Consider the following 6548-nt stretch of genomic DNA (forward strand, 5'->3'; position numbering starts at 1 on the left):
TTTAGTTTAAGGTTGCGGTCAAACCGGTTGCGATGGTTTCCGAGGTGACGCGCAAGAGGTCCAGATAGGTCGGCACCGGCCCGTTCGCCTCACTCAGGCTATCTACATAGAGCATTCCACCATAAGAGGCACCGGTTTCACGCGCCACCTGTTTGGCGGGGTCGTTGTTGACGGTGCTTTCACAGAAAACAGCGGTGATATTGTTGGCGCGGACACCATCGATGACCTTGCGCACCTGTTGCGGCGTGCCAGTCTGATCGGCATTCATCGGCCAGAGGTACAGTTCCTGCAGGCCCAGATCCTTGGCCAGATAGCTGAAGGCGCCCTCACAGGACACCAGCCAGCGTTTGTCAGCAGGCACCTCGGCGATCTGCGCTTTCAGCGGCTCAATGGTGGCGCGCAGCTGGTCCTTATACGCCTCGGCATTGGCTTTGTAGACTGCTGCATTCGCTGGGTCCTGATCAGCAAAGGCGGTGGCGATGTTGTCGATATAGACAATGGCGTTGTCCAGACCCATCCAGGCATGCGGGTTGGCTTTGCCTTCGTAGGACCCTTCGACGATCGAAATCGGCTCAATCCCATCGGTGAGGGTGACCGAGGGCACATCGCCCAGGTTTGCGATGAACTGTTCGAACCACAGTTCCAGGTTCAGCCCGTTCCACAGCACCAGATCAGCGTCATAGGCGCGCACAATGTCACGTGGTGTCGGCTGGTAGCCGTGGATTTCCGCACCGGGCTTAGTTACAGAGACAACATCGGCTGCATCCCCCGCCACGTTCTGCGCCATGTCAGACAAAACCGTAAAGGTGGTAACGACCTTCATTTTTTCCGCCATCGCAGGTGAGGCGAGAACAGCAGTGATCAATGCGCCGGTCAAAAGGGATTTGGCCATCATGGGCTCCGGTCCTGTTGGGTTTCCTGTCGTGTTGACCTGTTGATAATGAAATTGAGAACCATTCGCAATAGTGTTGAGAATAAAAATGAGAATTATTCGCAACAAGGGGCCGTGATGACCGGTTTGGGGCTGGTTTCTAGGATTTCGCGCTGGATTGCAGGGTTTGTAGGGCGGTCAGCGCGCGGTCTTTGGCATCCCAGGGGACAAAGACATGGTCATGATGGTAGGCGGCGACAATGTTACACGGAATGTCACTTGCCCCCAATGCGCCAGACACCGCGGCGGTCAGCCCGACGCCTGATAGGGCGGAGTAGACGTTGAGGGTGATACAGGCCATCGGCTGGGTGGTGTCAAACCCTGCGTCTGCCGCGACATCAAAGGGCAGGATCAGCGAAAGCCCTTCCTCCTCCCGGAAGGTGGCAATGGCCGCATGTTGCAGGTCACTGGCGTCCTGTTCGCCATTGACTGACACAAAAACAAAGCGCCCCGCGCGCAGGTGGGGTTCCATGCCGGAAATCATGGCGGCGGCGGAATGGGTGATCTCTGGCATCTTGGGCTCCTGTTCAGTCGTTTCTAGCCTGCGGCAGGGACAGGCGTGGGGCAAGTCTCAAGCCATACGGGCGTGCCGCAAGGGATGGCGTCAGTCGTAGGTGCTCAGGTCTTCGGGGTTGTGCAGCAATGTGCCGTCGTATTTCACCAGATCGTCGTTCATCTGCAGCCAGGGCAGCTTGGCCTGATAGTTGACATGAAAGGTCGGGGCAAAGGTTTCAGGGTGCTCCAATGATCCCGCATAAAGATGCATGCCGCCAGCATAGTGGTCTGCCTCAAAGCCCATGGGGGAGCCACAGTCAGCGCAGAAGTGGCGAAAAACCCCGGGGGAGCTTTCGCGCGTTTTGGGCGCGGCACCTGTCCAGCGAAACTGGCGCAATGGCACACCCAGCCAGGCCACCACCGGCGCGGCGCAGTTGCGGCGGCAGTCATCACAGTGACAGTAGCATTGCCAGGTTGCTGCGCCGGTGAATTCCCAGGCTGTCGCTTGGCACTGGCAATAGCCGCGGGTGATCGGTTCGGCCATGGCGCATCCTCTTGGTTTTCCCCTCTCAGCATTTCTGAGCGGTGGGTGGGGAACTGTTTCAATTCAGACCTTTGGTGGCCGAAGACCGACATTTTGCAGCCCTGAACTTGAGGGCTCCTCATATAAATCATGATTATTATGAATTGGGCTTATGAAAGGGCAGGCGATACATAGGCGCAACCTCATAAGAACCACATGGTGCCCGTATGTCTGTTGCCTCCCTCCCGCTTTCCCCTGTTTTTGCCGAACTTGAAGCTGCCGCCAAAGAGCGGATCCTTGTGTTGGACGGTGCGATGGGCACCCAGATCCAGAAGCTTGGACTGGTCGAAGATGACTTTAACGGGGATCATTCCGGTCACGGGCCGGGCTGTACCTGCCACGCCCACATCCACAGTGACAAACCGCTGAAGGGCAACAACGACCTGTTGAACCTGACCCGCCCCGATCTGGTGGAAGAGATCCACTATAACTACGCCATGGTCGGTGCGGATATTGTGGAGACCAACACGTTTTCCGGCACCACCATTGCGCAGGCGGATTATGATCAGCAGGGGCTGGTGGATGCGATCAACATCGAAGGCGCGCGTCTGGCCCGGATCGCCATGGACCGCGCTGAGAAAGAGGATGGCCGCAAACGCTATGTTGCAGGCGCCCTTGGGCCGACCAACCGCACCGCCTCGATCAGCCCGGACGTGAACAACCCGGGCTACCGCGCCGTGACCTTTGATGAGTTGCGTGAGGCCTATGCACAGCAGGCCCGTGGTCTGTTGGAAGGCGGCGCTGATATCCTGTTGATTGAGACGATCTTTGACACGCTGAATGCCAAGGCGGCGATCTTTGCCTGTGAGCAAGTGTTTGAAGAGCGCGGTATGCGGTATCCGGTGATGATCTCTGGCACGATTACCGATCTGTCGGGGCGCACCCTGTCGGGGCAGACACCTACCGCTTTCTGGCATTCGGTCCGTCACGCGCAGCCGCTGACCATTGGTCTGAACTGTGCGCTGGGTGCCAATGCGATGCGCGCCCATATTGCCGAGATCTCCAATGTGGCTGACACCCTGACCTGTGCCTATCCGAACGCGGGCCTGCCCAATGAGATGGGTGAATATGACGAAACGCCCGAAGAGATGGCCGAGCAGGTGGCAGGTTTCGCCCGTGAGGGGCTGGTCAATGTAGTAGGGGGCTGCTGTGGCTCCACCTATGACCACATCCGCGCCATTGCGCAGGCGGTGGCAGACATTACCCCACGCACCATTCCGACAGTCGCGCCGCAAATGCGCCTGTCTGGCTTGGAACCCTTTACCCTGACCAAGGACATTCCGTTTGTGAATGTGGGCGAGCGGACCAACGTCACCGGCTCTGCCAAATTCCGCAAGCTGATCACCAATGGTGATTACGCCACCGCATTGGATGTGGCCCGCCAACAGGTGGAAAACGGCGCGCAGATCATTGACGTGAACATGGATGAGGGTCTGATCGACTCCAAAGCCGCAATGGTGGAGTTCCTGAACCTCATCGCCTCCGAGCCGGATATCGCCCGTGTGCCGATCATGATCGACAGCTCCAAGTGGGAGGTGATTGAGGCCGGTCTGCAATGTGTGCAGGGCAAGGCCATAGTAAACTCGATCTCGATGAAGGAAGGCGAGGCACAGTTTATCGAACAGGCCCGCCTGTGCCGGGCCTATGGCGCCGCTGTGGTGGTCATGGCCTTTGATGAGGTTGGACAGGCCGATACCGAGGACCGCAAGGTCGAAATCTGTACCCGCGCCTATGAAATCCTGACCCAGCAGGTGGGCTTTGCGCCCGAAGACATCATCTTTGACCCCAACGTCTTTGCTGTGGCGACGGGTATTGAGGAACACGACAACTACGGTGTCGACTTCATTGAGGCCGCCCGCCGCATCACCACCGACCTGCCGCATGTGCATGTCTCAGGAGGGGTGTCGAACCTGTCGTTCAGTTTCCGGGGCAATGAGTTGGTGCGCGAAGCGATGCACTCGGTCTTCCTTTACCACGGTATTCAGGCCGGGGTGGATATGGGGATCGTCAATGCCGGTCAGTTGGCCGTCTATGACCAGATCGACCCGGATCTGCGCGACGCCTGCGAAGACGTGGTGATGAACCGCCGTCCTGATGCCACCGAGCGGATGCTGGAGATTGCCGAACGTTTCCGCGGGCAGGGGGGCAGCAAAGGCAAAGAGAAAGACCTGACCTGGCGCGAATGGAGCGTTGAGAAACGTCTGGAACATGCGCTGGTGAATGGGATCACCGAATATATCGACGAAGACACCGAAGAGGCGCGTCAAAACGCCGAACGCCCGCTGCATGTGATTGAGGGTCCGCTGATGGCGGGGATGAACGTGGTCGGCGATCTCTTCGGCTCCGGCAAGATGTTCCTGCCCCAGGTGGTGAAATCCGCCCGTGTGATGAAACAGGCCGTTGCCGTGCTGCTGCCCTATATGGACGCCGAAAAAGACGGTGCGGCCGAAAGTGCCGGTAAGGTGCTGATGGCCACCGTGAAGGGGGACGTGCACGATATCGGCAAGAACATCGTCGGTGTGGTGCTGGCCTGTAACAACTATGAAATCATCGACCTCGGCGTCATGGTGCCTGCTGAAAAGATCCTGCAGGTCGCACGGGAGGAAAACGTTGATATCATCGGCCTGTCGGGTCTGATCACCCCGTCGCTTGATGAGATGGTGCATGTCGCCGCGGAAATGCAGCGTGAAGGGATGGAGCAGCCCCTGTTGATCGGGGGGGCCACCACTTCCAAGGTGCATACAGCGGTGAAGATCCACCCGAACCTTGATACGGCGCAGGCGGTCTATGTGACAGATGCCTCGCGCGCGGTGGGGGTTGTGTCGTCTCTGCTGAGTGATGAGCAGAAGGTCACCTATATCGACGACATCCGGGCTGAATATGCCAGTGTCGCCGAAAAGCACGCCCGCGCCGAACTGGCGAAGAAACGCATCAGCGTCGAGACCGCACGTGAAAATGCCTATCAGGCCGATTGGGCCAGCTATCAGGCCACCACGCCCAGTTTCCTAGGAACCCAGACCTTTGATGGTTGGGATCTGGCAGAGCTGGCCGAATACATCGACTGGACGCCCTTCTTCCAGACCTGGGAAATGCGCGGCGTTCACCCGCGTATTCTGGAGGATGAAAAACAGGGCGAGGCCGCACGTCAGCTCTTTGCCGATGCGCAGGACATGCTGAAACGCATCATTGATGAGAAATGGTTCCACCCGCGTGCCGTCGTCGGTTTCTGGCCCGCCAATGCGCTGGGCGATGACATTCAGCTGTGGCAGGACGATAGCCGCAGCGCAGAACTGGCCAAATTCCACACCCTGCGCCAGCAAAGCGCCAAACGCGCTGGGCGTCCCAATGTGGCCCTTTCCGATTTCGTTGCGCCTGAAGGCACAGCTGACTATCTGGGCGGCTTTGTCGTCACTGCGGGTGCTGAAGAAGAGAAAATCGCCGAGGCGTTTGCCGGTAAGAACGATGATTATTCCTCAATCATGGTCAAAGCCCTGGCCGACCGTTTCGCCGAAGCCTTCGCTGAGCGGATGCATGAAAAGGTTCGCAAGGAGCTTTGGGGCTATGCCGCGGCCGAGGATTTCGCCAACCACGAGCTGATCAAAGAAGCCTATGACGGCATCCGTCCCGCCCCCGGCTACCCGGCGCAGCCCGATCACACCGAAAAGGCGACACTGTTTGAGCTCCTCGATGCCACCAAAGCCACCGGGGTGGAGCTGACCGACAGCTACGCCATGTGGCCCGGCGCCTCGGTCTCTGGCCTCTATATCGCCTCGCCCGAAAGCTACTATTTCGGTGTCGCCAAGGTAGAACGTGATCAGGTCGAAGACTACGCAAACCGCAAAGGCATGGCGCTGGAAGAGGTTGAACGCTGGCTGTCCCCGGTGCTGAACTACCAGCCCACCGATTTCAAAAAAGCGGCGGCGGAGTAACGGGGGGCTGAACCTCTAGAGGCCTAATTTGAATACCGCAGATCTGAAGCCGGGTCTGCGGCATTATTTCTGTTTTGAAGGTTCGCTCTGAGCTTACTTTGACCAATGCTGCCCCTTGTCCGAATGCCAGCTTCCCAGCGAAGGTCTCGATTGTTGTAACTGTGCCTCTGATGTGTTCCAAGAAATAACGCAATTAGGATCAGAGTTTTATGTCTCGAGACCATATCCCAGCCGCACTCCAACGCGATCTGATGATCGAAGCGGGCTATCGTTGCGCCGTCTGCCGCACACCGGACCCGTTAGAATTCGAACACATTGAAGATTATGCAAAAGTCCAAAAGCACGAGTTTTCCAATATGATTGTTTTGTGCTCAAACTGTCACGCTCGCAAGTCAGACAAGGCCAACCCTAGAAGGTTGGACAGAAAAGCCCTCAAACAAATCAAAATGGACCTTGCTGTTTTGAATGGGCGATACTCGGACTTGGAGCGACGTATCATTCAAGAATTTGCAAAGGCTTTCGAGAAATTGAGAGCGGGTCAAGTCCCCGCCGTTCTAGGGTCAGGACCCATTGATTTCCGCGTAGGGGCGTGATTCACAGTTCGAAAAAC

5 protein-coding genes are annotated in these 6548 nt (G+C 57.6%); 2 read left to right on the forward strand and 3 right to left on the reverse strand.

All coding sequences use genetic code 11. From position 1 onward, the window contains the following. Window position 1: 1 nt before the first annotated feature. The 3 genes from TL5118_RS05320 to TL5118_RS20875 all read right to left on the reverse strand — a co-directional run bounded on the left by TL5118_RS05320 (window position 2) and on the right by TL5118_RS20875 (window position 1970). Entirely contained in the window at window positions 2-895 is an 894-nt protein-coding gene (locus TL5118_RS05320; RefSeq protein ID WP_106404184.1) for a metal ABC transporter substrate-binding protein, read from the reverse strand. A gap of 136 nt (window positions 896-1031) precedes the next feature. After that, window positions 1032-1445, reverse strand: a complete 414-nt coding sequence (locus TL5118_RS05325) for an ACT domain-containing protein (protein WP_058244932.1) — start codon at window positions 1443-1445, stop codon at window positions 1032-1034. Between the two features lie 90 nt (window positions 1446-1535). Further along, window positions 1536-1970 (reverse strand): GFA family protein, encoded by a 435-nt coding sequence (locus TL5118_RS20875; RefSeq protein WP_082626412.1) that lies wholly within the window; start codon window positions 1968-1970, stop codon window positions 1536-1538. Between the two features lie 206 nt (window positions 1971-2176). Here TL5118_RS20875 and metH point away from each other — a divergent pair, with 206 nt between their 5' ends. Both metH and TL5118_RS21795 read left to right on the forward strand, forming a co-directional pair. Then, on the forward strand, window positions 2177-5938 hold the full coding sequence (metH, locus tag TL5118_RS05335) for a methionine synthase (protein WP_058244933.1): 3762 nt from the start codon (window positions 2177-2179) through the stop codon (window positions 5936-5938). Window positions 5939-6189: 251 nt separating this feature from the next. Continuing rightward, window positions 6190-6531 (forward strand): HNH endonuclease, encoded by a 342-nt coding sequence (locus tag TL5118_RS21795; RefSeq protein WP_370701664.1) that lies wholly within the window; start codon window positions 6190-6192, stop codon window positions 6529-6531. The last annotated feature ends 17 nt before the right edge of the window (window positions 6532-6548 follow it).

This window comes from Thalassovita autumnalis (genome assembly GCF_001458255.1).
GTDB lineage: Bacteria > Pseudomonadota > Alphaproteobacteria > Rhodobacterales > Rhodobacteraceae > Thalassobius > Thalassobius autumnalis.

Excerpts from the sequence above, each read along its gene's own strand:
- TL5118_RS05325 (WP_058244932.1), bottom strand. The coding sequence starts at position 1,445 with ATGCCAGAGATCACCCATTCCGCCGCCGCCATGATTTCCGGCATGGAA.
- TL5118_RS20875 (WP_082626412.1), bottom strand. The coding sequence starts at position 1,970 with ATGGCCGAACCGATCACCCGCGGCTATTGCCAGTGCCAAGCGACAGCC.
- TL5118_RS21795 (WP_370701664.1), top strand. The coding sequence starts at position 6,190 with ATGATCGAAGCGGGCTATCGTTGCGCCGTCTGCCGCACACCGGACCCG.
- metH (WP_058244933.1), top strand. The coding sequence starts at position 2,177 with ATGTCTGTTGCCTCCCTCCCGCTTTCCCCTGTTTTTGCCGAACTTGAA.
- TL5118_RS05320 (WP_106404184.1), bottom strand. The coding sequence starts at position 895 with ATGATGGCCAAATCCCTTTTGACCGGCGCATTGATCACTGCTGTTCTC.